The following is a 24,573-nucleotide window of genomic DNA, read 5'->3' on the forward strand; positions in this document are numbered from 1 at the left end:
GTGAAACGGTTTTCCGTCCGGAATTGCGTTAAAACAAAGATGATCAGGTGAGCGTGGTGTCGGCCGTGCTGTCGTCGGGCAGGAGTTTCGCATCGGCGCCGTCGAAGCAAAGCTCGACCTTCTCGCCGAGGCCGAAACTCTCGCCGGCGAGCGGCGAGCGCACGATCGCGGTCGAGCCGTCGCAGAGCTTCACTTCGTATTTGGATCCCGAACCGAGATAGATCGCCTCGGCGATCGTTCCCGACAGCCGGTTCGCGCCGGCGGCATCCTGTCCCGGCCGGCGGATGGCAAGTTTCTCCGGCCGCAGCAGCATCACCGGATTGGCTTCGCCCGCGAGGCGGCGCGGCGCGGTGACCGTCTCGCCGGCGAGGGTCAGCGCGGTGCCGGCGCCATCGCTTTTTGCCGCGCCGCGCAGCACGGTGGAGTCACCGATGAAACGGCCGACGAACAGCGTCGCCGGCTCATCATAAAGCTGGCGGCCGGTGCCGACCTGCTCGATACGCCCGCGGTTGAACACGGCAATGCGGTCCGAGAGCACCAGGGCCTCCTCCTGGTCGTGCGTGACATAGACGAAGGTGGTGCCGAGCTCGCGATGGATGCGCTTGATCTCGAGCTGCAGCCATTCGCGCAATTTCTTGTCGAGGGCGCCGAGCGGCTCGTCCATCAACAGCAGCGGCGGGTCGAAGACGATGGCGCGCGCCAGCGCCACACGCTGCTGCTGGCCGCCCGACAATTCGCTCGGATAGCGATGCGCGAAGTCACCCATCTTGACCATGTCGAGCGCCTTGGCGACGCGCGCCCTGCGCTCGCCCTGCTTGATACCGCGCAATGTCAACGGATAGGCGACGTTGCGGCCGACGGTCATATGCGGGAACAGCGCATAGTGCTGGAAGACGACGCCGATGTTGCGCTTGTGGGCCGGGACGCCGACGACGCTCTTTCCGCCGACCGAGAGCTTGCCGCTGGACACGTCGGTGAAGCCGGCGATGACGTTGAGCGTCGTCGTCTTGCCCGAGCCGCTCGGCCCCAGCAGCGTCATGAACTCGCCGGGCTCGATCCTGAGCGAGACGCCGTCCAGCGCCTTGAAGGCGCCGTAGGCCTTGCTGACCGTGTCGAGATCGATCGCGGCACCCCGGTTTCCGGGTCTCGGGTTCATAGGCGTCCCTTCCGCTCGCGGCCAAGGAGGAGCATGCCGCCGCCTATCAGGATCGTGGTGGCGCACAACAGGATGGTGCCGACGGCCGCCACCGTCGGGTCGGCATCGCGCGTGATCGAGGAAAAGATCTGCACCGGCAATGTCTTGAGATAGGGGTTGGTGATGAAGAGCGACACCACGATCTCGTCGAAGGAGGTGGCGAAGGCGAACAGCAGGCCCGACAGGATGCCGGGCAGGATCAGCGGCAGCGTCACTGTGCGGAACGTGGTCAGCGCGCCGGCGCCAAGGCTTGCCGCCGCCGTCTCCAGCCGCTTGTCGAACACTTCGAGATTGGCCGAGACCGCGATCAGCACGAACGGCAGCGCCAGGATGGTGTGCGCCAGCACGAAGCCCGTCAGCGTGCCGACGAGCTGCGCGTCGAGATAGACGGCATAGATGCCGATGGCCAGAACCACGCCCGGCACCACCATCGGCGTCAGCATAAGCATCCGCAGGAGACTGGCCGGCCGCGCCTTCATGCGGTCGAGGCCGAAGGCGGCGAGCGTGCCGAGCACCGTCGCCAGCACCGCCACCAGCGAGGCGACCTTGAGCGAGTTGAGGAAGCTGGTCGACCATTCCGGATTGGTGGCGAAGTTCTGGTACCACTGCCAGGAGAAGCCCTGCGGCGGGAAGGCGAGCGACTTGTTCTCGTTGAACGACATCGGCACGACGACCAGCGTCGGCGCCACCAGCCAGATCGCCACCAACAGGCAGACGAGGCCGAGGATGAGGCGGGTGAGCGGCTTCATCTCCATCAGCGTCGCCCCGCCTCTCGATGCCGCGACCGCATCACCGGCGCGGCAAGCGCGAGCAGCACGAAGGTCGCGATCAGCAGCACCACGCCCATGGCGCCGCCACGCCCCCATTGCAGCAGGCTCAGCACCTGGGTCTGCACCAGCGTCGACAGCATGGTCGAGCGCGGCCCGCCGAGCAGCGCCGGCGTGATGTAGAAACCCAGCGCCAGGATGAAGACGATGATCGCGCCGGCATAGACGCCCGGCAGCGACAGCGGCAGATAGACGGTGAAGAACGCGCGCGACGGCCGCGCGCCAAGGCTTCGCGCCGCTTGCACCAGCCTGAGGTCGATGCCCTTCATCACCGAATAGAGCGGCAGGATCATGAAAGGCAGCAGCACCTGTGCCATGCCGATCACCACGCCGGTCTGGGTGCGGATCAGCCGGACGCCGTCGAAGCCGGCCGATCTAAGCAGTGAATTGATGACGCCGGAATCCTGCAGCAGGATCACCCACGAGAGCGTGCGCACCACGCCGCTCACCCAGAACGGGATCAACACGCAAAGCACCAGGACGAGCCGTGCGCGCGGCCCGACCGCGGTCATCAGATAGGCGTAAGGATATGCGCAGAGCACGCAGACCACAGTCACCCACGCCGAGATGGTGAAGGTACGCTGGAGCACCGTAAGATTGACCGGCGCGCCGAAGAACCATGCATAGTTCTGCAGGCCCCATTGCGGCTCCGACAGGCTGCGCAGCACGATGGTGAGGAGCGGATAGCCGATCACGGCCACCAGCAGGATAAGCGCCGGCAGCGTGAGCGCGTACGGCCGCCATGCCCAGCCCGCCCGTTGCAGGGCGGAAGGCGTCGTCGGTTCGAGCGCGCTCACGGGCTTGCCTCTCCTTCAGCCGGTCAGTTGCCGGCCATCAGCGCCGACCACTTCTCCTGCGCCACGGCGAAGTTCGGGACCCAGAACTTGAAGTTCTGCTTGTAGCCCTGCTTCTGGCGATCCGGCGTGTTGGTCAGGAAGGCGGCGACGGAGTCGTCGACCTTGGGCTGAGACTCGCTGTTGATCGGCGTGTACGACGTCTTCTCGGTCAGAATCTCCTGCGACTGCTTGCCGAGATAGGCGTTGAGCAGCGCGTAAGCGGCATCCGTGTCCTTGACACCGACCGGGATCGTCATCTGGTCCATCACCACCAGCCAGTCCTGCCATGCGGGAGCGTACTTTGCGCCGTTCTTGACCGCGGTCATGGCGCGGCCGGTCCACATCATCAGCATATCGGCCTCGCCGGATTCGGCGAGCTGCTGCGATTCAGCACCCGTCTTCCAGAAGATGGTGTCGGGGCCGAGCTTGCGGACCACGTCGATGGCCTTGTCGATATCGGCCACGGTCATCGCCTTCGGATCGCCGCCCGCATATTTGAAGGCCTGTTCGAGCAGGCCGCCGGTCGGGCTGCCCGAACCGTCGATGCCGCGCACGCCCGGGAACTTCTCGGTGTCGAAGAAGTCGGCCCAGCTCTTGGGCGGATTATCCTTGTACTTCTCCTTGTTGTACATCAGCACGACGCCGTAGTTCATCGCCGGCACCGAGCATTCGCCGACCTGGCCTTCCGGAATTTTCGAGACGTCGAGCTTCGTCAGGTCCAGCTTTTGGAACAGCTTGCCGCAATAGACGTAAGGCGGCAGGTCGTCGGTATCGACGACGTCCCAGGTGACATTGCCGGACTCGACCTGCGCCTGCAGCTTGGCGATCTCGGTCGGGCCGTCATTGAGCAGCTTGACGCCGGACTTGTCGACGAACTCCTTCAGCGCCGCCGCCTGGCCGTCCTGGTAGATGCCGCCATAGGACACGAAGGTCAGGGTCTTGCCTTTCAGCGATCCCTCTTTCACCTCGCCCGCCACGGGCTTGTCCTGCGCAAGCGCGGCGGTGCCCAGAAGACCAAGCGCCAGCACGGCGCCAAGACCAGCAAGTTTCGACTTCAACATGACTGTAACTCTCCCATTCATGCCCGCGTTTGATTGGTTACCTGGCGGCGGGCGGTTTCCAGGTCGTGTATTGGTCTAGCTCGGCGCGCGCTGAGGTCGGCGGCGCGATGATCCACATCACTTCGGCCCGGCCGCTGCCGATGTTCTCCGTGCGATGCGGGGTGGACGTGGTGTATTCGACGCTGTCGCCCTCTTCGAGGACATGGCGCGCCTCGCCGAGCGAGACCTCGACGATGCCGCGCAGCACGATCAGCATCTCATGCGCGTCGCCATGCGTGTATTGGTCGGAGCCGGTCGAGCCGCCGATTTCGAACTCACCGACATAGACTTCCATGTCGCTCAGCGGCGGCCGAGACAGGAGCATCTTGCGGCAGCCGTCGCTGGGCGGCAGGCTTGGCCGCTCGCTGCGCCTGAGCACGCCGTGGTGATTTTGAGTCGCGCTTTCGGCAAACAGCAGCGCAACGCTGACCCCGAGCGCCGAAGCCATCTGGTTGAGCGATGCCGTGCTGGCGCCGGTCAGGCCACGCTCGAGCTGGCTGATGAAGCTGGCGCTGGTGCCGGTCGCCTCGGCGAGGTCGCGCAAGGAAAGGCGGCGGGCAAGGCGGAGGCTCTTGAGGCGCATGCCGAGCACCTCCTGGGCGGCCGTCGCGACCGAACCGTTCTTGTTCCCGGTTGAAGCCTGGCCCTTATCGGAAGCCTTGGGCATCTCGTTTGTTCTCCACTGCACATTCTGTACAGTGACACTGTACAAATAGCAAGCAGCGAGAACCCGGCCAAGACCAGCCTTCAGGTAGGCCAGCCGGCCGAACCGATGGATCGATGGTTTCTTTGTCCAAGACCAAAAAGCGTGGGTCAGCCCTCGCCCGACAGATCGCGGCGCGCCTTGTCGAGCTCTTCGGCATAACGGCGCATCAGATGGCTTTCGGTGAGCAGGCCGAGGACGATGCGCTCGTCGAAGTCCTCGACCACCGCGAGTTCTTCGGCTCCAGTGCGCTGGAAGGTCTCGGCGGCGGTCTGGACATTCATCGACGGCACCAGCACAGCATCCTTGAACTGGGCGAGCGCGCTTACCGGCGTATCGCCGTCGGAGGGATCGCTGTACAGCTCCGGCACCAGCAGCATGCCGACATACTGGTCGGCCTGTTCGACGGCGATGACGCGCTGCCCGGAGCCGAGCGGGATTTCCTTGCGGAACTCGGCCAAGGTGGTCGAGGCGGGAATGGTGCGGACGTCCTTGCGCATCATCGAGCCGACGGTGAGGCTGCGCATCCAGCCGACGTCATGGGCGCTGCGGATCGTCTCGCCGCGCAGATGGAAGCGCCAGGTCGAGAAGGAGTAGCCGAAGGTCTCGCGGACCAGGATCGCCGACATGATCGAGGCGGCCAGCACGACGCCGGTGAGCGTCAGGTCGCGAGTCGATTCCAGCGCCAGGAACGTCATCGTCAGCGGACCGCCGACGACACCCACCGCAAGCGAGGTCATGCCGACGACGGCGGCAACCGCAGGATCGACGCCGGCCGACGGCGCAGTCATCGCCATGACGCCGGCAAAGACCTTGCCGAGGAGCGCCCCCAGGAACAGCGACGCAAAGAACAGGCCGCCGCGGAAGCCGGAGCCGAGCGAGATGGCGGAGGCCGCCAGCTTCATCACGAAGACGCTCGCCACCACCGGCAGCGCGTAGCTCATGGCGAACTCGCGGTGCAGCGCGCCGTGGCCGCTGGAGAGCACTTGCGGCGTGACCAGCCCGAGCAAGCCGACGAAGATGCCGCCGATGAAGGGTCGGACCGAAGCGTCGATCGACAGCCGCACAAAGAGCCGCTCGACGATGCTCACCAGATGCATGATGGCGATCGAGGCTGCCCCGCCCAGCAGCCCTAGCAGCAGGAACGGCACATATTCGCTGGCGGTCAAATTCGGCAAACCTGAAAGTTCCAGCGGGAACGGCACGCCGCCGAACATTTCCGCCGTCAGCGAGGCTGAGATCGCCGCCGTCATCACCGGCGCCACATTGCCGACGGAGTAAATGCCGATGACCAGCTCGAACCCGTAGAAAGCGCCGGTCAGCGGGGCATCGAAGGCGGCAGCGATCGCACCGGCGGCACCGCAGCCGACCAGCATGCGGACGTCGTTGCGGCGCAGCCGGAACGCACGGGCAAGCCGGGAAGCTATGCCGGAGCCGATCTGCGTATAGCCGGCTTCCAGTCCGACCGAGGCGCCGAAGCCGCTGGAGATCATCGTCTGCGCCACGATGATGAACGTGTCGGTGAGCGACATGCGCCCGCCATAGAGCGCATTGGCCTCGATCGGGTCGACCGGCGTGCGGAACTTGCGCTTTCTGAGCCAGATGACGGAAAGGCCGAGCAACAGGCCGCCGATCGCAGGGAACATCGCCTGCACCGGATCGGCAAGCGAGAACATCGCCGAAAGCCGGCCCCCCGGCTGCACGTCGAACAAGAGCCAGTGCATGCCTTGCACCAACGCGCTCATGCCGGTGACCAGTGCCCCGGCAATCGCACCGACCACGCCGGCCATCAGCACGATCACGATGCCGCGCGCCTCGAGCACGGGGATCGAGCTGATCAGCACCGCGCGAAGCCGGCGGGCGTAAACTTGTGGGTCGTTTCTGGCAGGCAACGGAACGGCTCGCCGGTGTGCGAAAGAAAAACAGCTGCCGTGCCTGATACGCGCGGCGGCTATGCGTGGCAACCGCAATGCCGACCGCTTGTGGCGCCATTTTGGCGTTGCGCGAATTAGCGTAGTGCATGTCGCCCAGAAGTGTGCAGCGGTTCTGGGACAACGACATGCATACAGCAAAGGGAGGGCCTGCCGCCGGGATAAAGGCGATAGATTTAGTCGGGTACGGGGATGGTCAGCGGGCCGCAATCATCTTCCGCGACGAAGATCGCCAGCAGCTCCGCCGGCTCCGTGGCGCTGGCATTCTCGGCGAAGGCGTGGATCGCGCCCGGCGCTTCGAACCAGGTCTGGCCTTGGGTGTAGGTCACCGCCGGACTACCCTCCATCTGCGAGCGCAGCGCTCCCTTGATGACGAAAGCCGTGACGGAGCCGGGATGACGATGCCTCGGCGTGTAAGCATTGGGCGGGAATTCGACCAGCGCCGTGGTGATCGAATGTCCAGGAACATTCGGCAGCTTTTCGCAGGTGAGCGGCTTCACCGTGGTGGCCGGACGCGCCGTCGCCCCCTCCTCGGCATCGGCACCTATCATATGGATATGCGCGTCCATTCCACCAGAAGCGGTGATAGCCCCGTTGTGCTGGACTACAGCCATGCCAAGCAGCCCCGCAGCAATGGCAGCAGCACCGAGCAGCGCCAGGCTTCGAGAAGAAACGTCTTCGGTCATGGCGGCAACTCCTTCGTTCAGACGGCCAGCCTGAAGCCAGCGTGCCAGCCGAGCTCGCTGACGGCCTTGTCGGTCGTGATATGGCGGTTCGGCTCCGCGACGTTGAAAGCGCCTTTCGCGCCCCGCTCGACGGCAAGCAGCGCCGCATAGGCGGCGGCGTCGACATGCACCGCCGGCTCCGCGGCGCCTTCCGCGCCGGTGCCCGGTCCGTAGAGATGGCCGTAGCGCAGCACGATGCCGGTAATCGGCGAGGCGCTGAGCACTTGCTTCTCCAGCGCGATGACGCCGCCGACACTGACGGCGCGGCCGCCCTCAGCGCCGCTATCCAGCGGATCCGTCTCGGCATGCGGCTCTGCTCCCGGCGCGTAGGCCCAGGCGATGCTTTGCGCGATCAGCCGCCTCGCACCGGCCGCCCTGGCCGCCTCGACGAGGTTGCGGGTTCCTTCGTCGCGGATGCGGGCGTTGCGTGTGGTTGCCTCGGCCATCTTTGACGGATCGAGCCCGGCCGGCAGGTCCGTGAGCTGATGAATGACGATCTCCGGCCTGGCCGCCACGACCGCCGCGCGCAGTTCGTCGGCATTGAACACGTCGACCACCACCGGATCGGCGCCGAGCGCTCGAAGATCCTCGGCTTTTGCCGACTGACGCGTCGCCGCCGTCACCTGATGGCCGGCCGCCACCAGCTGCGGCACCAGCCTGCGGCCGATCGCGCCCGAGGCGCCCGCAAGAAAAATGCGATGGCCCATCGTCTTTCGCTCCTTGTCGCGATAATATCAGAGTACGAACAACATATAAGAGCACTGATATTATGCGCAAGGGGAATCGGCCCATTCCGTCCGCCGGCGAAGGCAAGCGCGGCGAGCAAGGCTATCTGGGCTATCTGCTGCGGCAGGCGGCCGGCGCCTATCGCCTGAAGGTGGAGCGGGCGCTGGATGAATATGGCGTCACACAGGCGCAGTTCGCGGCCCTCACCATGATCTCGGCCTATCCCGGCCTTTCCAATGCCGATCTGGCCCGGCTCGCGGTGCTGACGCCGCAGACGGTAAGCGTGATCGTCGGCAATCTGGAAAAGGCCGGCTCGCTTATCCGCCGGCCGCATGCCATCCACGGCCGCATCCAGCATCTCGACCTCTCGGACAGCGGTCGCGCCCTGCTGAAGAAATGCAGGGAACGCGTCTACAGGCTCGAAGGCGAGCTGACCGCCGGGCTCTCCGCCGAAGAGGAACGCGCCGTCCGACGCTGGCTGGTCGCCGTCGCCACCGCGGACACGGCTCAGCCGTAACCTTACCCACCACTCTCCCACCTTCGCGCAAGCTTGGAACGTTACGGTCTAGGGCCTGCCCTGTGCGTGGCAGTTCATGATTTGGGGACGACATGGCGATCAGCGAAACACTCCCGTCCGGCCTGGTGGCGAAGAACGGCCGCGACGTCTTTTTCGCGCTGGGCATTGTCGTCATCCTGGCGGTGCTGTTCCTGCCGATCCCGGCCTTCCTCATCGATATCGGCCTGGCCTTCTCGATCGCGCTTTCGGTGCTGATCCTGATGGTGGCGCTGTGGATCCAGCGGCCGCTCGACTTCTCGTCCTTCCCGACCGTTCTGCTCATCGCCACGATGTTGCGGCTCTCGCTCAACATCGCCACCACGCGCATGATCCTGTCGCATGGCAATGAGGGCACGCATGCCGCCGGCTATGTCATTTCCGGCTTCTCCAAGCTGGTGATGTCGAGCGACTTCGTCATCGGTCTCATCGTCTTCATGATCCTGATCGTGGTGAACTTCATCGTCATCACCAAGGGCGCCACCCGTATCGCCGAAGTCGGCGCGCGCTTCACCCTCGACGCCATCCCCGGCAAGCAGATGTCCATCGACGCCGACCTCTCCGCCGGCATGATCGACGACAAGACGGCGCAGTTGCGCCGCCGCGAGCTGGAAGAAGAATCCTCCTTCTTCGGCTCGATGGACGGCGCCTCGAAATTCGTGCGCGGCGACGCCATCGCCGGCCTTATCATCACCGCCATCAACATCGTCGGCGGCATCGCCATCGGCTATCTGCGCCACGGCATGGGTCTTGGCCAGGCGGCCGATGTCTTCATCAAGCTGTCGGTCGGCGACGGCCTCGTCACCCAGATCCCGGCCCTCATCGTTTCGCTTGCCGCCGGCATGCTTGTCTCCAAGGGCGGCACGCGCGGCTCGGCCAACCAGGCGGTATTCGGCCAGCTCGGCGCGCATCCGCGCGCGCTCTATGTCGCGGCCTCGCTTCTCGTCATCCTCGGCCTGATGCCCGGCCTGCCGCTGTTCCCCTTCTTCGCGCTCGCCGGCGGCATGGCCGGCCTCGGCTATATCATCCCGCTGCGCCAGAGCCGCGAGCGTGCCGCCGCCGAAGCCCTGAAGACGCAGGAAAAGGCGAACAAGGTCGAGGAGGAGAAAAACTCGGTCAAGGCCTCGCTGGTCACCGCCGAGATCGAGCTTCTGATTGGCAAGCAGCTTTCGACCAGGCTGATGGTGGCGCATCAGGAACTGGTGTTCCGCATGTCGAAGATGCGCAAGAAATTCGCCCAGCAATACGGCTTCGTGGTGCCGGAGGTGCGCGTCGCCGACGACTTCGCCATCCCGCCCAAGAGCTATCAGATCAAGGTGCACGGCACGGTCGTCGCCGAATACCAGATGCGCGTCGGCGAGATCATGGTGCTGCTCGGCACGCGCGGCGTGCCGGAGATCCCCGGCGAGGAAATCCGCGAGCCGGCCTTCGGCATGCGCGCCTATTCCGTGCTCGAAACCTTCGCCGAGGACCTGAAGCGCGAGAACTTCACCTTCGCCGACAACATGTCTGTGCTGCTCACCCATCTCTCCGAGGTGATCCGCAACAACCTGCCGCAGCTTCTGTCCTACAAGGACATGAAGGCCCTGCTTGAGCGGCTCGACCCGGAATACCGCAAGCTCGCCGACGAGATCTGCACCTCGCACATCTCCTATCCCGGCCTGCAGGCCGTGCTGAAGCTGCTGCTCGCCGAGCGCGTCTCGATCCGCAACCTGCATCTCATCATCGAGGCGATCGCCGAGATCGCGCCGCATGTGCGCCGCACCGAGCAGATCGTCGAGCATGTGCGCATCCGCATGGCGCAGCAGATCTGCGGCGACCTCTCCGAAGGCGGCACGCTCAAGGTGCTGCGTCTCGGCAACCGCTGGGACCTCGCCTTCCACCAGAGCCTCAAGCGCGACGCCAAGGGCGAGGTGCGCGAGTTCGATATCGATCCGCGCCAACTCGAGGAATTCGGCCAGGACGCCACCAAGGCGATCCGCAAGCATCTCGAGGCCGGCGAGCGCTTCGTGCTCGTCACCGCGCCCGACGCGCGTCCTTACGTGCGCATGATCATCGAGCGGCTGTTCACGACGCTTCCCGTTCTCAGCCATGTCGAGATCGCCAAGGGCGTCGAGATCAAGGTGCTCGGAACCATCTCGTGAACGCGCTCTCGCAAGGCGTCGTCATCGCCGCCTTCCTCGCCTTTTGCCGCATCGGCGCCTGCTTCATGCTGATGCCGGGCCTGTCGAGTGCACGGGTGCCGATCCAGATCAGGCTGTTCGTCTCGCTCGCCGCCACCGGCGGCCTGCTCGCTTTCCTGTGGGACCGCATCTACCCCTTCGTCGATCCGCGCCCGCAGGTCCTGGCGCCAATGATCGTCTCCGAGCTGCTGGTCGGCGGGCTGATCGGCGCCATGACCAGGCTCTATATGGAAGCGCTGCGCTTCATGGGCTCGGCCATCGCCACGCTGATCGGCTATGGCGGCTCGGGCGGACCGGCGATCGAGGAGCCGGAACCGCAGGCGGCCCTTGCCGCCATCATCTCGTTCTCGGCGCTGCTTCTGCTCTTCGTCTTCGACTTCGACCACGAGATCGTCAAGGCGCTCGTCGCCTCCTACCAGGTCGCCCCGGTCAACGTGTTCTTCAACCCGCAGGCGGCCTTGGTCGACGTCACCGACACGGTGTCGGACGCCTTCTTCCTGGTCATTCGGCTCGGCAGCCCTTTCGTCGCCTACGCCATCCTGGTCAACCTGACGATCGGCTTCGTCAACAAGCTGACGCCGCAGATCCCGGTCTATTTCATCTCGCTGCCCTTCGTCATCGCCGGCGGCATGATCATCTTCTATTTCGCCGTCGGCACCTTGCTGTCGCTGTTCGTCGACGGCTTCGTCGACCTCACGCTGGCGAGATAGCCATGACCACGCGAAAAGACCGCCTGAAGAAACTGGTCAAGGTGCAGGAGCAGTTGAAGGCGCTGCACGAGACCCGCCATGCCGGATTCCTCGCGGCCGCCGTCAAGGCCGAAGCGGAGGCCAGGGACCTGATCACGCATTTCGAAACCGACGCTTCGCTGGGCGCCCTCTTTCCGGAAATCTATCATCGCCGCATCACCGGGGCGCTCGAGCGCCAGAAGAAGAGCCTGGAAGACGCCCGCCAGGAAGCCGCGCTGATAGCCACCGCAACGGTGCGTACCAACATGGTCGAGCGCGCCTACAAGGATGTGCGCCGCCGCGACGAGCGCGAGCGCTCCGACCGCGAGCGGCTGGATCTCATCACGCAGAAGCAGCGGGACGGGTAGCGTCCTCCCGTTTGCCATCCGATGCCGATGTCTACGATCAATATGCGCGGCGATAAGGATCGCGCCGATCACCAACCTCAGGAACCTTTTGGCTCGCGCGGCGTCAATTCCGGGTCCGACATCCGAATGCTGGATCGTCGGCGAAATGCCCAGAAGGGAGAGCCGCCATGGCCACTCAGAAAAATTCGGATATGGGTCCAGACTTGTCGGTCGGAGTGCCGATTGCTGCATTTGGCGACCGGAAGTTGCTTGCAGGGCATGTTGGCGACGAGCCGGTGCTTTTGGCGCGTGTCGGCGAGGAGGTGCTGGCGGTTGCAGGCAAATGCACCCATTACGGTGGGCCGCTGGCCGAAGGGATCCTGGTCGATGACACCGTTCGATGCCCCTGGCACCACGCCTGCTTCAATCTCCGTACCGGCGAGGCACTCGCCGCGCCAGCCTTCAACCCACTGCAGCGATGGAGTGTTGAGCGCCGAGGCGATCGTATCGTCGTGACCGGACAGGTTCCAGCAGACGAGGAGGCCGTACCGTCGTCGCAACCCGAAGCGGCAGGCCAACAGGAGCGCATCGTCATTGTTGGCGGCGGTGCTGCCGGGTTTGCGGCAGCCGAAATGCTGCGCCGTCGCCGTTTCGCAGGCGAAATCACCATGCTGAGCTCGGATGGCGACGCACCTTATGACCGGCCCAACCTCTCCAAGGATTATCTAGCCGGGACCGCGCCGGAGTCGTGGATCCCGCTGCGCGGCCCCAAATTCTACGTCCGCAACAGGATCGATCTCCAGTTGCGGACAACGGCCGGGCGCGTCGACGTTGGCGGACGGGCGGTGATTGCCGACGACGGGCGCGTTTTTCCCTTCGACCGTCTTCTGCTGGCGACGGGAGCCGAACCGGTGCGCCTGCCGGTTGCCGGCGCCGACGGCGACCACGTCTTCACATTGCGGTCGCTGGCCGACAGTCGCGCCGTCATCGAGCGAGCCCAAGGCTCGAAGACGGCGGTCTTGCTTGGCGCAGGGTTCATCGGCCTGGAAGTCGCGGCCGCCCTTCGCAAGCGCGGCCTCGCGGTCCATGTTGTCGCGCCCGGGGACTATCCGCTCGGAGCTGTTCTTGGACCGGAACTCGGCACATTCATCCGCTCGCTGCACGAAGAGCACGGCGTCGTTTTCCATCTGGGCGCCACGGCTGAACGGATAACCGCCCAAGCCGTTGCATTGAGCGATGGCAGCACGATCGACGCCGATCTTGTCGTCGTTGGCGCGGGCGTGAAGCCGCGCATCTCGCTTGCCGCCGACGCGGGCATTGCCGTTGACCGGGGTGTGCTCGTGAACGAATTCCTAGAGACGAACGTGGCTGGCATATTTGCTGCCGGCGACGTCGCTCAGTGGTTTGATTTGAACTCGGCTGAATCGCGGCGCGTCGAGCATTGGGTCGTGGCGCAACGCCAAGGGCAGATCGCGGCGCAGAACATGCTTGGCCTGCGGCAACCCTTCTCGAGCGTTCCGTTCTTCTGGAGCGAGCATTACGACGTATCGATCCGTTATGTCGGCTACGCCCGGTCGTGGGACGCGATCGAGATCGACGGCAGCATTGCCGATCGCAATTGCCTGGTCGGCTACAAGAAGGACGGCAAGATTGTCGCCGTCGCTGCCATCGGTCGTGACGTGCAAGCGCTGGCCTGCGAAGTCACTATGGTTTGACGGCACGCGATATCGAAATTCTCGAATTCCTGCTGGGAGCCAGGGGCAGAGACCCATGCCTGTGCGCGCGGCGGACGCACGGTCCGATCCCTGGTAAGCCTGCCACAAGCTTGTCGAGGCATTGTGCTGTGATCATAACCCGGCAAAAAGGCGAAACCTTTCTTGGCCATTTCCCCACCCAGCGACATCGTCATGGACGTTGCCCGCGCAGCGGAGCCGGCCGATGTCGAGGCTGCGCGGGCGGCGCTCGCCAGACGGGCGAATGGCGCCTCGGCACCCTTCGCCGTCGATCCATCCGCGACGGTCGATGCCGGATCCATTCTCTCGCGCGCAACGGCCGACAAGGCGGAAGCCGCCAATCCGGCGAAGAAGTTCCAGCGCTTCGAGGCGATGGTGCTGACGACCTTCATCCAGAACATGATGCCCAAGGACACCGAGGGCGTTTATGGCAAGGGCCTGGCCGGCGACATGTGGAAGTCGCAGCTCGCCGAAAAGGTGGCCGATGTCATGGCCGCGCATGGCGGCATCGGCATCGCCCGGTCAATGCTCGCCGACCACTATCTCGACGGCAAGCACAAGGTGCCGGTCGGCCCCGTTGCCGGCGGACCGCAGAAAACCGAGATCGACCAGCAGACGCGGCTTTCGGCCTCGATGATCGAGGAGCTTGAGCGCAAGGCCGCACGGTCGATGACCGGCGACGAAACAACCATAAAAACGGACATCAAGATCTAGGGACCTACATGGCCGACCAAACGGACCTTTCCAACCTTCCCGCACGCACCAACGCAATGGAGGCGCCCGTCGCCGCGCGACCCGGCAACCTCGCCGCCATCATCGGCCGCATCGAGGAAGTCGTGGACGAGGAGACCGCCGGCATCCGCAGCGGAACGGCCTACGATCTCAAGGCCTCGAACGCGCGCAAGAGCCGGTATCTTTACGAGCTCAACCGCGCCTTGAAGGGCGCCAACGAGATCGAATTCCTCGAGCAGCATAAGGAAGGCCTGCTGCGGCTGCGCCAGAAGCTGGCGAAGAACGAGGCGGCGATCCTTGCCCATCTCAACGCCGTCAACGAGGTCGCCACGCTTCTGAGGAACGCCATCCAGCGCGCCGATACCGACGGCACCTATTCGGCGGGCGAATTCGGCATGGCCCGAGCATGATCCCGAACCGCAGGACCGCGTCAGCGAAAAGTGGAGGCCGGTTTTCGGACAAGATCATGCTCGAAGCAAATCGAACATGATAAAGTTCATCGCCGCCGCGCTGTGGATCTGCGCTGTGACGCTCGGCGCGGTCTTCTATTCCTTCCAGGCGGCCGGCCAGCGCACCGCGGCCGAACCGCCGAAGCCGATGCTGGGCGGCCTCGACTACGTCAAGACCGACATGATCTCGGTGCCGCTGCTGCGCGACGGCTCTATCGACGGCTATTTCCTCACCAAGCTCGTCTACACGGTAGAGCCGGCAGAGATTAAGAAGCTGTCGGTCCCGGCGCAGGCGCTGATGACCGACCAGGTCTATTCCTACCTCTATGCCAACCCGCAGATCGATTTCACCAAGAAGGAATCGATCGATCTCGATGCCTTCCGCAAGTCGATCCGCGACACCATCAACACCCGGGTCGGCGTCGAGCTGGTGCACGAGGTGCTGATCGACCAGGTCAACTTCCTCTCCAAGGACGATATCCGCGACAACGCGCTTCGCCGCCGCAGGAATGCCGGCGAAACCGCGTCGGCGATGACCAAGCCGTTCCAGGCGGCGCCGGAGCATTGACTGCCTAGCCGTCGTCCGGCGGAGACATGGCACAGCTCTCCAAGCGATATGACGCAGGGTGATCGCGTTGACGTTTACGTCAACTCGAAGCTATATGCGCTGGTGACAGGCAACCGCGCACCGGCGCGGCGCGCCTACCTCGCCCAGCGGCCAAGCGCCGGTGCGCGTCAACGCAACCAACGAGGAGAACCGCCATGGGCGTTCAGGAGATTGCCGACAAGATCAAGTCGCGCGTGGCCAGCGCCGGCTTCGAGCATTCGGTCAAGTTCGACACCGGCAGCGATGGCGTCATCGTCATCGACGGCGCGACCGTCTCGACCACCGACGCGCCGACCGACTGCACCGTGAAGCTGTCGCTCGACGATCTGGATTCGCTGATTGCCGGCGACCTTAACCCGACCATGGCCTTCATGGCCGGCAAGTTGAAGGTCGAAGGCGACATGACTGTCGCAATGGCGCTCAGCCAACTGCTCGGCTGACCCTTCGCAAAAAACAACGACGCCGCCCGGTGGGCGGCGTCGTTGTTTTTGTCGAATCGAAGGGGCTTCAGGCGACAAAGCTCGGCGCCTGCCCCTTGATCTTGCGGCCGGCGGCCTTGATCGTGCCTCTGGCGCCGTCCAGCGCGCCGTCCTTCAGCTCCAGCCCCAGAAGCCGGTGCCGCTCATAGGGGCCGGGCATGGCAAGCACTCCGGTGCGGTCGGCCGAGAAGCCGAACCGCCCGTAATAGGGCGCATCGCCGACGAGCAGGATCGCGCCATGGCCGAGCCGCGCGGCCTCGGTGAGCGCATGCCGCATCAGCGCCGAGCCGATGCCGCCGCTTTTCAATCCCGGCTCGACCGCGAGCGGACCGAGCAGCAGCGCCGCCGGACCGCCCTCGCCCAACCTCACATCCCACAGCCGCACGGTGCCGACGACCACGCCCGAGACATCGCGGGCGACGAAGGCCAGGCCTTCCGAAGGCCGGCGGCCGCGCCGCAGCTTCTCGGACGACTTCTTCTTGCGCTTCGGCCCCATGGCACGGTCGAGCAGCGCTTCGCGCAACGCGACGTCGGTGACGGATTCGGCGACGATCGCAAACGCGCGGGCAATCTCCCCCCTTGAGGGGGAGATGTCGCCGCAGGCGACAGAAGGGGTCGCCGCGCGTGAAGCTCCGGCGCCTTCCGCGACGCCAGACGACGTCGGCACTCTACATGAGACAACCCCTTCTGGCCTGCCGGCCATCTCCCCCTCAAGGGGGGAGGTTCCGGCCGCGCTACTGTCCATGATGAAATTTGCCAAGTCCATATCCGCGATCCTTCACAAGCGGAGATCTGTTCCACAAGCGAACCCGGGCGGGCGACATGCGCCCGCGCCGGGTTGATCCGAGCGGTTCTTGCGAACTGCTCAGATCACGTAGGATCGGAGAGGCTCGAAGCCGTTGAAGGCGACCGCCGAATAGGTGGTCGTGTAGGCTCCGGTGCCTTCGATCAGCACCTCGTCGCCGATGGTCAGCGACAAGGGCAGCGGATAAGGCGTCTTCTCATACATCACGTCGGCCGAATCGCAGGTCGGGCCGGCGAGCACGCAAGGCGCGGTCTCCGAACCGTCATGCCGGGTGACCAGCGGATAGCGGATCGCCTCGTCCATGGTCTCGGCGAGACCGCCGAACTTGCCGATGTCGAGGAACACCCAGCGCACATTGTCGTTGTCGGCCTTCTTCGAGATCAGCACGACTTCCGACTTGATGACGCCGGCATTGCCGACCATGCCGCGGCCCGGCTCGATGATCGTCTCGGGCAGCGCGTTGCCGAAATGCTTGCGCAGCGCCGAGAAGATCGCCTGGCCGTAGGCCTGCGCCGCCGGCACGTCCCTCAGGTAACGGGTCGGGAAGCCGCCGCCCATGTTGACCATCTTGAGCACGATGCCTTCCTCGGCGAGCGTCGCGAACACCTTCTTGGCGTCGCCGAGCGCGCGGTCCCAGGCCGAAAGATCGGTCTGCTGCGAGCCGACATGGAACGACACGCCATAGGCGTCGAGGCCGAGGCCCTTGGCATGGCGCAGCACGTCGACGGCCATCGCGGGCACGCAGCCGAACTTGCGCGACAGCGGCCATTCGGCGCCTTCGCCGTCGGTCAGCACGCGGCAGAACACGCGCGAGCCGGGGGCGACACGGGCGATCTTCTCCACCTCCTCGACGCAGTCCACGGCGTAGAGGCGGATGCCGAGCTGGTAGGCGCGCGCGATGTCACGCTCCTTCTTGATGGTGTTGCCGAAGGAAATGCGATCGGCGGGCGCACCCGCGTCCATCGCCATCTCGACCTCGGCAACCGATGCGGTGTCGAAGGACGAGCCCATCGCAGCAAGGAGGCGCAGGATTTCCGGCGCCGGGTTTGCTTTCACCGCATAATAGATCTTGGAATCGGGCAACGCCTTCTCGAAGGCACGGAAATTGTCGCGCACGACATCGAGGTCGACGACGAGGCAAGGGCCGTTCGGACGTCGGGTGGCGAGGAAGTCAAGGATGCGCTGGGTGGCCATCGGGGTCTCTCCATCACGCCTTTCGGCGCGCACAAGGGTGCGGACGCGGGCCGTCGGCCTCGCGAACACGCGGTCAAACAAAGGCGGGACGTCAAATCCATGGAACCAGCCGGTGGAGACCCCGGAACCATGAAATGCCGTCTCGCGGCGATGAACTTTGGCCTTGCCCGGCCTCGGTTCGCTTTGTCTGCCTTGGCTTGGATGGGAGAACCCCGTCCGCACTGCCGGCAATGAAGGTGTGCCTCTTTAGTAACCCCGGTCTTTGGACGACCGGCAGAGAACCAGAAAGGCCCGCACCGTCGTTGCTTCAAGGTGTCCTCGGTCTTGTGGTTGGCCACTGACCGACTGGAGGGGTTGGCTCCAGTTACCTTACCGATTGCCCTCACCATTCGAGGATCGGCGGACACCCACAGGCACGTGCGACTTTGGGCAAGCGCGATATAGGAGCGAAGGGTTTCACAATCAATAAAAATCGTAAGCCCAGGTTGTAAAATTTCCGGCATCGAACAATGTTGGGCGCACCGTATCCGGAAATCGAACGATGCCAGGAACTCAAGGACCGCTGAACGCCCTCCTCGATCTGCGCCAAATGCCTGTGGCGAATGCGGAATTGGGCCCGCTCGCCGGCCTGCGCCTGGCCGTCAAGGACATCGGCTCCGTCGGCGGCGCACCCTTCGGCCTTTCGCTGCTCGGCCCTTCCGGCAGCGACGTTGCCCTGATACGGCTCGGCCGCAGGATTCTCGACGCGGCACGAAAGGTCTGACCATGGACACATTGACCCGCATGCGCGCCTTCATCGACGTGGTCGAGGCGGAAGGCTTCTCGGCCGCGGCGCGCAAGATCGGCCGCTCCAAGGCGCTCCTGTCGAAATATGTGCGCGAGTTGGAGGACGAGCTCGGCGCGCTGCTCCTCAATCGCACCACGCGCCAGTTCTCGCTGACCGAAGCCGGCCACACCTATTATCAGCGCGCCTCCGAGATCGTGCGCGAGGTCGACAGCCTCGCCGAGGCGGTGCGCCAGTCTTCCGGCGATGTTCGCGGCAGGATCAAGCTGTCGGCCGCCCGCACCTTCGCCGACGCCCCGATCGGCCAGTCGCTGATCGACTTCGCCAAGCAGCACCCCGACATCGTGCTCGACATCCACCTCGACGACCGCTTCGTCGACCTGGTCGAGGAAGGCTTCGATCTCGCCGTGCGCATCTCGCGGCTGGAGAATTCCTCGCTGATCGCCAGGCGCCTGGGACCGTTCTCGGTACGGCTTTGCGCGTCGCCGGAGCTGCTTGCCAAGCACGGCAAGCCGACCCGCCCACAAGATCTCTCCAGCATGCCCTGCATCGTCGACACCAACGGCCGTTCGCTGGCCAACTGGCGCTTCAAGGGCGATGGCGAGGATTCCGTTACCGTCACCGTGTCGGGACCGATCGAGGTCAACAGCCCGATGGCGGCAAGGGCAGCCGCCGTGTCGGGCCTGGGCTTTGCCATCCTGCCGGATTTCATCGCCGCCCCCGACATCGCGTCCGGACGGCTGGTCACCGTGCTTGACGACCGCATCCTGTCGGGCACCGGCATCTTTGCCGTCTACCCGCACCGGCGCTATCTGCCGGCTAAGGTGCGCGTCTTCGTGGACTTCCTGGTGCAGTGGTTCAAGACGCGCGACACGGCTTCATAGGCAAGCGTCCCAATTTCGCCCCCTTTCTGCTAACTCTCGGGCTCGCTCCCGAAATCAATGGAATCGCGGCACGGAATGCATTTCAAACGGCAAGCAACCATGCTGGCTTCGGCCCTTGCGGCCACATTGGCCTCGGTCGAGCAGGCTGAAGTCCATCCGCATGTCTTCGCCGAAGCCCGCCTCGACGTCATCCTCAGCGCGGATCACCAAAGTGTGACGGCGCTGCGCCATCTTTGGCGCTTCGACGACCTTTTTTCGAGTACGGTGCTGATGGAGTTCGACAAGAACAACGACCTCAAGCTTGACGACAAAGAGCTGAAGGAAGTGGCCGACACCGTTCATTCCTCGCTGGCGGAGTTCAACTACTTCCAGCTCGTCACGCAGGACGGCAAGGACGTAGCGATGATCCCGCCGCCGCATCTGATGGCCAACTTCGAGAACGACCAGTTGATCATCCTGTTCGAGTCGCAGCCGAAGACACCGATCAAGCTGGCTGGCAAGATCGACATCGGCGTCTACGATCCGACCTTCTATACGGCGATCGACTTCACCGACGACGCCAATCTCACCGTCGAAGGCCTGCCCTCGACCTGCACCAAGAAGGTCATTCGCCCCGATCCGGACGAGGCGATCAAGGAAAACCAGAAGACCCTGACGGACGCGTTCTTCAACGATCCGACGGGCACCGACATGAGCAAGATCTTCGCCACCAAACTCGAGTTGAACTGCACGCCGGAAGGATGATCGGGTGATGAAACCGTCGCTGCGCGCAGGCAGGTTCCGCAAAAGTGTCTCGCGGTTTTGCGATCGGAACCTGCGACAAGCAAGGGAATCCAAGCGGATATTCGTGGGATATCCCACGAATATCCGCTTGGCTCTTGGCCTGCTGGCCGCCGCCTTGATGGCGACCCATCTGTCGGGCGTGGCCCATGCCCAGAGCTCGCTCGGCATCGGCGTCAATGACGGCATGGCGCCGACCGCCACAGGCCCGTTCGCCCATATCCTGATGTGGATCAATCTCAGGCAGCAGGAATTCTACCATTCGCTGGCGGCCGCGATGAAGGCGATGCGCCAGGACGGCAGCAAGCTCTGGCTGCTGATCGGCCTGTCCTTCGCCTATGGCATCTTCCACGCCGCCGGTCCCGGCCACGGCAAGGCGGTGATCTCGTCCTACATGGTCGCCAACGAAGTGGCGCTGAGGCGCGGCATCCTGCTTTCCTTCGTCTCGGCGCTGCTGCAGGGCCTGACGGCGGTGGTCGTCATGATGCTTGCCTATTTCGTGCTGCGCGGCACCGCCATCTCGATGACCGACGCCGCCTGGTTCCTGGAAATCTCCAGCTTCGTGCTGGTCACCCTGTTCGGTGCCTGGCTGCTTTGGCGCAAGCTCGGTCCATCGGTGCTGCGCCTGTTCGGCAGGGCGCCCGCCTACAGCCTGTCCGCTGCCCATGCCGGCCATTCGCATGGCGGGCATTCCCATGGGGGACACGCGCACGCTCATTCGCATGCAGGCCATTCCCACGCACATGCGCACGCCGCGCATTCCCTGCACGTGCATGACGATCATGATCATCATGAGCATTCGCATGACCACGCCCACGATCATGGCGCGCATGAGCACCACCATCACGCCGCGCACGACCACCACGACCATGGCCCCGGCGAAGTCTGCGAGACCTGCGGCCATTCGCATGCGCCGGACCCGGCAATGCTGTCGGGTGACCGCTTCGACTGGAAGACCGCCTGGTCGGCGGTGGCCGCCGTCGGCATCCGCCCCTGCTCCGGCGCGCTGATCGTGCTGAGCTTCGCCCTGCTCAACGGGCTTTGGCTCGGCGGGCTGCTGTCCGTGCTGGCGATGTCGATCGGCACCGCGATCACCGTCTCGGCGCTGGCGACGATCGCCGTGACGGCCAAGAACTGGGCGGTCTATTTCGCCGGCGACGGGCGCATCGGCAACCGCATCCATTCCGTCGTCGAGATCGGCGGCGCAGCCTTCATCTTCCTGGTCGGACTGCTGCTTCTGTCGGCCAGCCTGTCGGGCGGCGTCTGATTATAGGCAGTGCCCGAAGCTGCGTTGAGCTTCGGGTCAGGCCAGCATCGCTTGATATCGATAGACGTCAGGCGATCTTCCCGCCCAGCTCGTCCTCGATATGCGCGCGAATGATCTCGTCGAAACTGCTTTCGGCGGCAAAGCCGAGCTCCCGCGCCCGTCTTGCCTCGAACCGCGTCGGCCAGCCTTTGACGATCGCCCATATGGTCTCGTCGGGCTGCTCGCGGATCCGCTTCGCCACCTCGGCGCCGGCGATGCGCTGCAGCGCCTCGATCTGCTCGCCGACGGTGGCGGCGACGCCAGGCATGGTGAGGTTGCGGCGCGGACCGACCTTGTCGCCGTCGATTTCGGCCGCATGGATGAGGAAATTGACCGCCGAGCGCGGGCTGGCATGGGTGTGCAGCACCGAGCGCGGCACCGGCAGGATCGCCTCCTGGCCGGCGAGCGGCTCGCGGATGATACCGGAGAAGAAGCTCGACGCCGCCTTGTTCGCCTTTCCGGGGCGCACGCAGATCGTCGGCAGCCGGATGCCGATGCCGTCGAAGAAGCCGCGCCGCGAATAGTCGGCGAGCAGCGCTTCGCTCATCTGCTTCTGCGTGCCGTATGAGGTGAGCGGCGTCGGATGGAACTCGTCCGGGATAACGTCCGGAAACGGCGCGCCGAACACGGCGATCGAAGAGGTGAAGACGAGGCGCGGCGCGAAGGCCGCCACCCGCACCGCGTCGAACAGGGAGCGCGTGCCGTCGAGATTGACCCGGTAGCCCAGATCGAAATTGGACTCCGCTTCGCCCGACACGATGCCGGCCAGATGGAAGATCACGTCCGGACGGGGAGCCACGAGAGCGGCCATTGCGCCGGGCGCGGAAAGATCGCCGGTGTGGATCGAGACATCGACGCCCGCGAGCGCCGGCGCCTGCGGTGCCACGATGTCATGCAGGTCGAGCGCCGTTATTTTGCGCCCGCGCAGCATCCCGTCCTTGGCGAGCCGCGCGATAAGCTTGCGGCCGACCATGCCGGCCGCGCCCGTGATCAGAATTCTCATCTTCAGAGACCTTTCTTGCGCTGGCTGCGTCCGCGCAGCCACAGGACGACGAACAGCCCGACCATGAAGACCACGGCGACAACGGCCGCCAGCACCGTCGACACCTTGCCGGCGGCCAGCATGATGACCGGCAGGAAATAGGCGGCGAGACCGAACAGGAGCAGTATCACTGCAGCAGCGATCGCCGCGTTTTTTGTCTCACGGTCCATCAGCGGGCGGTCCTCGTTTCGAGGCTGTTCGGTTTCATCGTCGCGGCGGAATCAGTGATAATGCCGGCGATCGGCGGGCGCGCCATGCGCGTGGTCGAGATCGTGGTGATGGTCATGCTCGTCATGGCTGTCGGCGCATTGCCCGAACTCGGGCTCGACCGTGGCATGCTCGATGCCGTGCTTGACGGCAAGCCGCTTCTTGATGGCGCTCACCGCGATATGCGGATCGACGCCGTCGTTCAGGCAGGCATGTAGCGTCGCCATGTTGGAGGTTCCGTCGAGCGACCAGACATGCATGTGATGCACCTCGCGCACGCCCTTGACCGCGCTTTCGATGTCCTTGGCGGTCACGTCGCGGTCGAGGCTTGCCGGCACGCCTTCGAGCAGGACATGGGCCGCCTCGCGCATCAGCGACCACGCCGTCGACAGGATGAGCAGCGACACCAGCACCGACAGGATCGGATCGATGGGCGTCCAGCCGGTTGCCAGGATGATGACGGCTGCCGCGATAGCCGCGGCCGAGCCAAGCAGGTCACCCAGCACATGCAGGATGGCGCCGCGCATGTTGAGGCTTTCCCGGTCGCCGCCATGCAGCACGAAGAAAGAGGCGATGTTGACCAGGAGGCCGGCCAACGCCACCACCAGCATCGGTCCGCCGAGCACCGGCGCCGGGTTCATCAGCCGCCCCCAGGCTTCGTAGACGATCCAGAGCGCGATGACGAAGATGGCGATGCCGTTGGTGTAGGCGACCAGCGTCTTCACCCGGGCGAAGCCATAGGTGAGACGGCCGGTAGCGGGCCGCCCGGCGAGATGGAAGGCGTACCAGGCGAGGCCGAGCGCGATCGAATCGGCCAGCATATGGCCAGCATCCGCGAGCAGCGCCAGCGAGCCGGTGAGCAGACCGCCGAGCGCCTCGGCGACCATGAAGCCGCCGGTCAGGCAGGCCGCGATCAGCACCCGTTTCTTGTCGGTCGAGCCATGCACATGCCCTGCGCCATGGCTGTGGCTATGACCGGCGGAACCGTGATCATGCGAACCGTGGTCATGCGCCATCGTCAAACTCCTGTCACGCTCCGAATTCGGCGCGAAAATCCTCTAGTCGCCGCTTCTGGCCGCCTTCGCCATCGAAATTCGCCGGATCGAGCCAGCCTTCATAGGCTTTGCACAAGGCCGGCCATTCCTTGTCGATGATCGAATACCACGCCGTATCGCGGTTTTCACCCTTGACCACAAGATGCTGGCGAAAGATGCCTTCGAACTTGAAGCCGAAGCGCTCGGCGGCGCGTTTCGAGGGTTCGTTGCGGTTGTTGCACTTCCACTCGTAGCGGCGGTAGCCGAGATCGTCGAACAGATATTTCGCGAACAGGAACTGCGCCTCGGTCGCCGCCGGCCTGCGCGAGACCAGCGGCCCCCAATAGATGTTGCCGATTTCGCCGACGCCGTTGTTGGCGTCGATGCGCATCAGCGTCTGACGCCCGGCGATCTTGCCGCTCGCCTTGTCGATGACGGTGAAGAACAGCGGATCCTCGCTGGCTTCCGCCTTGTCGAGCCACGGCTGGAAGGCGGCGCGGGTCTTCGGCGGATAGTCGGGCAGCCAGGCGAAACGCCCGTCGGCATCCGAAACCGAGGACGCCTCATAGAGGCCGTCGCCGTGCTTTGCCGCGCTCAGCGGCTCGAGCCTGACGGTGCGTCCCTCGATCGCCTTGCGTTCTGGCCGCGGGCGCGGCTGCCAATTCTTCAGATCTTCCGACACC

Annotated in this window: 27 protein-coding genes; 13 read left to right on the top strand and 14 right to left on the bottom strand. The window is 64.8% G+C overall.

Features of this window, described 5'->3' with window-relative positions; translation table 11 throughout:
- Positions 1-43: 43 nt before the first annotated feature.
- The 8 genes from RFM41_RS01500 to RFM41_RS01535 all read right to left on the bottom strand — a co-directional run bounded on the left by RFM41_RS01500 (position 44) and on the right by RFM41_RS01535 (position 8,024).
- Positions 44-1,156, bottom strand: coding sequence for an ABC transporter ATP-binding protein (locus RFM41_RS01500; RefSeq protein WP_320245759.1), 1,113 nt, complete (start codon positions 1,154-1,156; stop codon positions 44-46).
- Entirely contained in the window at positions 1,153-1,950 is a 798-nt protein-coding gene (locus RFM41_RS01505) for an ABC transporter permease (RefSeq protein ID WP_320245760.1), read from the bottom strand. The genes RFM41_RS01500 and RFM41_RS01505 overlap by 4 nt, the downstream gene beginning before the upstream one ends.
- Positions 1,950-2,819 (bottom strand): ABC transporter permease, encoded by an 870-nt coding sequence (locus tag RFM41_RS01510; protein WP_320245761.1) that lies wholly within the window; start codon positions 2,817-2,819, stop codon positions 1,950-1,952. The genes RFM41_RS01505 and RFM41_RS01510 overlap by 1 nt, the downstream gene beginning before the upstream one ends.
- Before the next feature lie 23 nt (positions 2,820-2,842).
- Positions 2,843-3,919 (bottom strand): extracellular solute-binding protein, encoded by a 1,077-nt coding sequence (locus RFM41_RS01515; RefSeq protein WP_320245762.1) that lies wholly within the window; start codon positions 3,917-3,919, stop codon positions 2,843-2,845.
- Between the two features lie 37 nt (positions 3,920-3,956).
- On the bottom strand, positions 3,957-4,625 hold the full coding sequence (locus RFM41_RS01520) for a helix-turn-helix domain-containing protein (RefSeq protein ID WP_430691487.1): 669 nt from the start codon (positions 4,623-4,625) through the stop codon (positions 3,957-3,959).
- Positions 4,626-4,771: 146 nt separating this feature from the next.
- Positions 4,772-6,553 carry a chloride channel protein gene (locus tag RFM41_RS01525; protein WP_320245763.1) on the bottom strand — a complete coding sequence of 594 codons (1,782 nt, stop codon included), beginning with the start codon at positions 6,551-6,553 and terminating at the stop codon, positions 4,772-4,774.
- 215 nt (positions 6,554-6,768) lie between these two features.
- Positions 6,769-7,278 carry a cupin domain-containing protein gene (locus RFM41_RS01530; RefSeq protein WP_320245764.1) on the bottom strand — a complete coding sequence of 170 codons (510 nt, stop codon included), beginning with the start codon at positions 7,276-7,278 and terminating at the stop codon, positions 6,769-6,771.
- 17 nt (positions 7,279-7,295) lie between these two features.
- The gene (locus RFM41_RS01535; RefSeq protein ID WP_320245765.1) at positions 7,296-8,024 is read right to left on the bottom strand and encodes an NAD-dependent epimerase/dehydratase family protein; all 729 of its coding nucleotides are present in this window, start codon (positions 8,022-8,024) and stop codon (positions 7,296-7,298) included.
- Positions 8,025-8,086: 62 nt separating this feature from the next.
- Between RFM41_RS01535 and RFM41_RS01540 the strand changes: the two genes are divergently transcribed.
- The 9 genes from RFM41_RS01540 to RFM41_RS01580 all read left to right on the top strand — a co-directional run bounded on the left by RFM41_RS01540 (position 8,087) and on the right by RFM41_RS01580 (position 15,815).
- Positions 8,087-8,560 carry a MarR family winged helix-turn-helix transcriptional regulator gene (locus tag RFM41_RS01540; protein WP_320245766.1) on the top strand — a complete coding sequence of 158 codons (474 nt, stop codon included), beginning with the start codon at positions 8,087-8,089 and terminating at the stop codon, positions 8,558-8,560.
- Between the two features lie 92 nt (positions 8,561-8,652).
- A complete protein-coding gene (gene flhA, locus RFM41_RS01545) occupies positions 8,653-10,740 on the top strand; it encodes a flagellar biosynthesis protein FlhA (RefSeq protein WP_320245767.1) in 2,088 nt (695 codons plus the stop codon).
- Positions 10,737-11,489, top strand: a complete 753-nt coding sequence (gene fliR / locus RFM41_RS01550) for a flagellar biosynthetic protein FliR (protein WP_320245768.1) — start codon at positions 10,737-10,739, stop codon at positions 11,487-11,489. Before flhA ends, fliR begins: the two co-directional genes overlap by 4 nt.
- A 2-nt stretch (positions 11,490-11,491) precedes the next feature.
- Positions 11,492-11,875, top strand: coding sequence for a hypothetical protein (locus RFM41_RS01555; protein WP_320245769.1), 384 nt, complete (start codon positions 11,492-11,494; stop codon positions 11,873-11,875).
- 167 nt (positions 11,876-12,042) lie between these two features.
- Positions 12,043-13,569 (top strand): FAD-dependent oxidoreductase, encoded by a 1,527-nt coding sequence (locus RFM41_RS01560; RefSeq protein WP_320245770.1) that lies wholly within the window; start codon positions 12,043-12,045, stop codon positions 13,567-13,569.
- 162 nt (positions 13,570-13,731) lie between these two features.
- The gene (locus tag RFM41_RS01565; protein WP_320245771.1) at positions 13,732-14,301 is read left to right on the top strand and encodes a rod-binding protein; all 570 of its coding nucleotides are present in this window, start codon (positions 13,732-13,734) and stop codon (positions 14,299-14,301) included.
- A gap of 8 nt (positions 14,302-14,309) precedes the next feature.
- Positions 14,310-14,729 (top strand): hypothetical protein, encoded by a 420-nt coding sequence (locus RFM41_RS01570; protein WP_320245772.1) that lies wholly within the window; start codon positions 14,310-14,312, stop codon positions 14,727-14,729.
- Positions 14,730-14,805: 76 nt separating this feature from the next.
- Positions 14,806-15,336 (top strand): hypothetical protein, encoded by a 531-nt coding sequence (locus tag RFM41_RS01575; protein WP_320245773.1) that lies wholly within the window; start codon positions 14,806-14,808, stop codon positions 15,334-15,336.
- A 194-nt stretch (positions 15,337-15,530) separates the two neighbouring features.
- Entirely contained in the window at positions 15,531-15,815 is a 285-nt protein-coding gene (locus tag RFM41_RS01580) for an SCP2 sterol-binding domain-containing protein (RefSeq protein WP_140819337.1), read from the top strand.
- A 67-nt stretch (positions 15,816-15,882) separates the two neighbouring features.
- Here the strand turns inward: RFM41_RS01580 and RFM41_RS01585 are convergent, their stop codons facing one another.
- Both RFM41_RS01585 and odc2 read right to left on the bottom strand, forming a co-directional pair.
- The gene (locus tag RFM41_RS01585; RefSeq protein ID WP_430691496.1) at positions 15,883-16,425 is read right to left on the bottom strand and encodes a GNAT family N-acetyltransferase; all 543 of its coding nucleotides are present in this window, start codon (positions 16,423-16,425) and stop codon (positions 15,883-15,885) included.
- Between the two features lie 294 nt (positions 16,426-16,719).
- Entirely contained in the window at positions 16,720-17,853 is a 1,134-nt protein-coding gene (gene odc2 / locus RFM41_RS01590) for an ornithine/lysine decarboxylase (protein WP_320245775.1), read from the bottom strand.
- A gap of 541 nt (positions 17,854-18,394) precedes the next feature.
- Between odc2 and RFM41_RS01595 the strand changes: the two genes are divergently transcribed.
- From RFM41_RS01595 to RFM41_RS01610, 4 genes are all read left to right on the top strand, one after another.
- Positions 18,395-18,616 carry a hypothetical protein gene (locus RFM41_RS01595; protein ID WP_320245776.1) on the top strand — a complete coding sequence of 74 codons (222 nt, stop codon included), beginning with the start codon at positions 18,395-18,397 and terminating at the stop codon, positions 18,614-18,616.
- Positions 18,617-18,618: 2 nt separating this feature from the next.
- The gene (locus tag RFM41_RS01600; RefSeq protein WP_320245777.1) at positions 18,619-19,521 is read left to right on the top strand and encodes a LysR family transcriptional regulator; all 903 of its coding nucleotides are present in this window, start codon (positions 18,619-18,621) and stop codon (positions 19,519-19,521) included.
- Positions 19,522-19,596: 75 nt separating this feature from the next.
- Positions 19,597-20,265 carry a DUF1007 family protein gene (locus RFM41_RS01605; protein WP_320245778.1) on the top strand — a complete coding sequence of 223 codons (669 nt, stop codon included), beginning with the start codon at positions 19,597-19,599 and terminating at the stop codon, positions 20,263-20,265.
- Between the two features lie 157 nt (positions 20,266-20,422).
- Positions 20,423-21,568 (top strand): nickel/cobalt transporter, encoded by a 1,146-nt coding sequence (locus RFM41_RS01610; protein ID WP_320246195.1) that lies wholly within the window; start codon positions 20,423-20,425, stop codon positions 21,566-21,568.
- Between the two features lie 67 nt (positions 21,569-21,635).
- Here the strand turns inward: RFM41_RS01610 and denD are convergent, their stop codons facing one another.
- From denD to RFM41_RS01630, 4 genes are read right to left on the bottom strand one after another with little or no spacing between them, the layout of a single operon-like run.
- The gene (gene denD, locus RFM41_RS01615) at positions 21,636-22,610 is read right to left on the bottom strand and encodes a D-erythronate dehydrogenase (RefSeq protein WP_320245779.1); all 975 of its coding nucleotides are present in this window, start codon (positions 22,608-22,610) and stop codon (positions 21,636-21,638) included.
- Positions 22,611-22,612: 2 nt separating this feature from the next.
- The gene (locus RFM41_RS01620) at positions 22,613-22,819 is read right to left on the bottom strand and encodes a hypothetical protein (RefSeq protein WP_320245780.1); all 207 of its coding nucleotides are present in this window, start codon (positions 22,817-22,819) and stop codon (positions 22,613-22,615) included.
- A 51-nt stretch (positions 22,820-22,870) separates the two neighbouring features.
- Positions 22,871-23,872, bottom strand: a complete 1,002-nt coding sequence (locus tag RFM41_RS01625) for a cation diffusion facilitator family transporter (protein ID WP_320245781.1) — start codon at positions 23,870-23,872, stop codon at positions 22,871-22,873.
- A 13-nt stretch (positions 23,873-23,885) separates the two neighbouring features.
- Positions 23,886-24,572, bottom strand: coding sequence for a GNAT family N-acetyltransferase (locus RFM41_RS01630; protein WP_320245782.1), 687 nt, complete (start codon positions 24,570-24,572; stop codon positions 23,886-23,888).
- Position 24,573: the final 1 nt, after the last annotated feature.

It is taken from the genome of Mesorhizobium vachelliae, from assembly GCF_033977325.1.
Classification (GTDB): Bacteria; Pseudomonadota; Alphaproteobacteria; order Rhizobiales; family Rhizobiaceae; genus Mesorhizobium; species Mesorhizobium vachelliae.